Here is a 2809-nt window from a genome sequence, read left to right on the forward strand (position 1 = left end):
ATCAATAAAAAAACCTGCATTTCTGCAGGTTTTTCTTTTATTTCAGATTATTCTAGTTCTTTTTCTTCACTTTACTGGCTTTTACCTTTTTCACCTCATCTTTAATGAAAGGATATTTTTTCTGCATATCCTTTGCTAAAGAAGGATCAAGTTCCAATGCTTTTTGAAGAGATTCAAAACCTTTATCCTGATCTTTCAGATTGTAATAGCAATTGCTCAGCTGATAAAAAAGTTCTGCTCTGTAATGTTTTTTTATGGCTCTGTTCAAGACTGTTACCGCATCTTCATACTCTCCTACCAGCATCAAAACTTCTGAATAGGCATACCAGTTATAAAACCTTGAAGGTTCTGCATCTACCAGTTTTTTAAGACAGGAAAGGCTTTCTTCAAATTTTCCTGAATCGATGAATAAGAACGCTAATCTCTTTTGATAATCAAGATTGTTTTCATTCAGCTGGGTAGCTTCTTTGGCAAAATGCAATGCTTCAGACATTCCGCCCATTTCTTCGTAAAGATAAGACTGTTCCATCATGGCAAGATAAAACTGAGGGTCTTCTCTTAATGATTTCTGGAATGCATTTAAAGCTAAAATAGGCTGTTTCAAGGCCTTATTACATAATCCGATCTTATAATAAGTAAATGCTTTTGTATATTCCAGCTCCAGCATTTCTTCATACGTTTCGATCGCCTTCTGGTATTGTCCCAAAGCTTCATAACAAGCTGCTTTATTGGCATATACTCCCACAGAGTTTGAGTTGATTGCCAGTAAATAGTCGTAGCCTCTTATCGCTTCATCATAATTTTTTCTGTTGAAGTAGAATTGTCCGTATTCAAACCAGGCGGTCTCAGAATAAGGAAATTCATCTAAATATTCATTAAGAAAGGCAATAGCCTCCTCACTCTTATTCAGATCACTGAAGCATACCATAGCATTTTCCAGCGAATATTCATCCGTAGGATCTTCCTTCAGTGCTTTTCTGTAATGTTTAAGAGCGTTAAAAGGATCTCCGAGATTCACATATTCGTCCGCAATAAAGTTGTGGAGAAAGTTTTCTTCTTCCTCTAATGTCAAAGCTTTTTTGCAGATTTCAATGGATTTTCTGGGATTTCCTAGGTTCGAATAATACTTGGCGTAACAAACCAAAAAGTCTGTATTCTCCATAGAAGCGCCTTTCAGTTCGTCAATAAGTTCTTTCGCCGTATTATAGTCTTCCCACTCCAGAAGGATTTCAAGTCTTTTAATCTTAATATCCAACGAATTAGGGTGAAGCTTAAGTCCATAATTAACAGCCATGTCAGCGTAATTAAAATCACCAAGCTCCAAATAATAAACAATGATATCTTCCAACTCTTCTGTATCAAAGTAGAATTCGTCATTGTTTTCCATCATTTCCTCGAACTTTTTTACAAGTTCATTTCCAAAATACTCTTCCAATAGTGTCCTCTTTGTCGGCCTGATGTCTGAATTTGCTTACAAACCTCGGCAAACGTTTAATTAATAATATATCTGAAACTGATATTCAAATATTTATGCAAAGTTGCAACTTTTTTTTGAATATTCCATTTCATAAATTTCTATTATAAAAATAGTAAAAAAAGAAAACCGATAAAAGGATTGTGGATAAAAAAACGGAAATTGGGGTTAAATTCTTATGACCAGGCGTTTTCCGCTTTGTATCTCAGCATTCCATACGGTTTCGATATTTTTAATATCAACATCCTGTGTTTCCATTTTAATTTTTCCTTCTGCTGCTGCCTGAAACATTTCAGGGATGATTTTTGAGAACAGGAGGTGAGATTCTTCTTTCGTCCAGCTTCCCAATCCTGATCCGGAAATCTGAATATCCGTTCCTCTGAGAATCTGTGAAGACAGCTGGATGGTATCTCCGCTCATCCCTCCGATCGTTACCAGTTTTGTTTTGTGGGAGAAGGTTCCGTCACCTTTAAGGGCAGACAATAACATTTCTACAGAATGTCCCCAGATATAGTCTATGATAGTATCTATAGGGGTTACCTTATGAATTTCTTTTATTTTTTGCTTAAAATCATTGCCCTCCAGTTTTAGAGAAACGACCTCATCAGCACCTAATTCAAGTAAAGACTGCAAAGATTCTTCATTTCTTCCGGTAACGATGATCTTACCAGCTCCGTATAATCTGGCCATCTGAACAGCTATTCTTCCTGTAATTCCTGTTGCTCCGTTAATAAGAATGGTATTTCCCGGCTGCAATCCTGCTTTGAACTTCAAGGCCATTGCAGATCCCATTACTGCATTAGGTAAGGCTGCTGCTAAAGAAAAATCCAGTTCTTCGGGAATTGGAATGATCATCTTTTTATCGGCTGCAGCCTTTTCAGAGACAGTTCCTTTTTTGCTGAAAAAATAAACCTTACTTCCGTTTTCAAGATATCCTGCTCCGTCCGTTCCGATAACCGTTGGTTGATGTTCCTGGTTTTCTGTTGAATAGTGATTTCCGCCTGCTCTGGCCCTGTCGAGGTTTTTAATTGATGCGGCTTTTACAGAAATCGAAATTTCGTTTTCCTTTACTTCAGGGTCTGGAAAATCTGCATATTGTGGAATACTTCCTTTTTCAAATACTACTGCTGCTTTCATTCTTTTTAATTTTTATACAAAATTATAAGGGAAGGAGGCTGCGAAGCGATAACATTTGTTATGAGTTTTGGATTTTGGGAAAGGAAGCTGGGGGTTTATAAAGACGGTAATAGAGTTAAAACAGTTAAAACGCTGCGGTCGCTAGGGAACATGATATTGTTATTATTTGTTCGCAAGGGCACTTCGTTCAGCAAAGAA

2 protein-coding genes are annotated in these 2809 nt (G+C 36.9%); both read right to left on the reverse strand.

Annotation, left to right across the window (positions count from 1 at the left end):
• Positions 1–52 precede the first annotated feature (52 nt).
• Complete coding sequence (locus tag AC5YGI_RS21945; RefSeq protein WP_227943862.1) at positions 53–1435, reverse strand: tetratricopeptide repeat protein; 1383 nt, start codon at positions 1433–1435, stop codon at positions 53–55.
• Between the two features lie 207 nt (positions 1436–1642).
• Positions 1643–2611 (reverse strand): quinone oxidoreductase family protein, encoded by a 969-nt coding sequence (locus AC5YGI_RS21950; protein WP_496169804.1) that lies wholly within the window; start codon positions 2609–2611, stop codon positions 1643–1645.
• Between the last annotated feature and the right edge of the window lie 198 nt (positions 2612–2809).

It is taken from the genome of Chryseobacterium sp. CS3K3.1 (assembly GCF_059515165.1).